We start from the raw sequence: 558 nt of genomic DNA, 5'->3' as shown, positions 1-558 counted from the left end.
GCCCTGGCCGTGGGTGGCGCCGGACCGGCCGGCGTCGCGCCCGAGCGTTGGCGGCGGCGTTGCCACCACCACCAGAGCCCGCCGACGGTGACGACCAGGACCGCGGCCAGCGCCGCGAGCAGCACCGGCGGGCGCCGCCAGGCGGGCGCCGCGGTCACCTTCGCCACCGGTACCGGGGCCGCGTTCCAGGTGGCGGTGGCGCAGTCGTACGGCCGGGTGCCGTCGGTGCCGTACGCGCAGGCCGGCGCCGTCACCGGGCGGCCCGGCGCGGTCATGGAGAGCGCGGTGTTCAGGGTGGTGGTGCTCCGCGCCGGCAGCCGCAGCCGCCAGGTCACCTCGCTGGCGGACGCCCCGGAAGAGCGGTTGGCCCGGCCACCCGCGGTGACGGTGGTCGCGGACGTTCCGGCCGGCAGTTCCTGCCGTACGGTCGTCTCGACCATGCTGTTCCCGGCGTTGCGCACGTCGATCCGGTACGCCGGCATCGGCGTGCCGGCCGGCGCCACCCGCACGGTGACCGGCGGTACCGGCCGCGGGACAGGGGCCGCCGAGGTCGGCGGC

General features: G+C 78.5%; 1 pseudogene. It reads right to left on the bottom strand.

The features are described 5' to 3' along the window. A pseudogene (locus DKT69_RS00120) lies at nucleotides 1-440 on the bottom strand (hypothetical protein); the annotation flags it as partial. Between the last annotated feature and the right edge of the window lie 118 nt (nucleotides 441-558).

Origin of the sequence: Micromonospora sicca (assembly GCF_003172935.1) — a bacterium.
GTDB classification, from domain to species: domain Bacteria; phylum Actinomycetota; class Actinomycetes; order Mycobacteriales; family Micromonosporaceae; genus Micromonospora; species Micromonospora sicca.
This window is presented reverse-complemented; position numbering and strand designations above follow the sequence as displayed.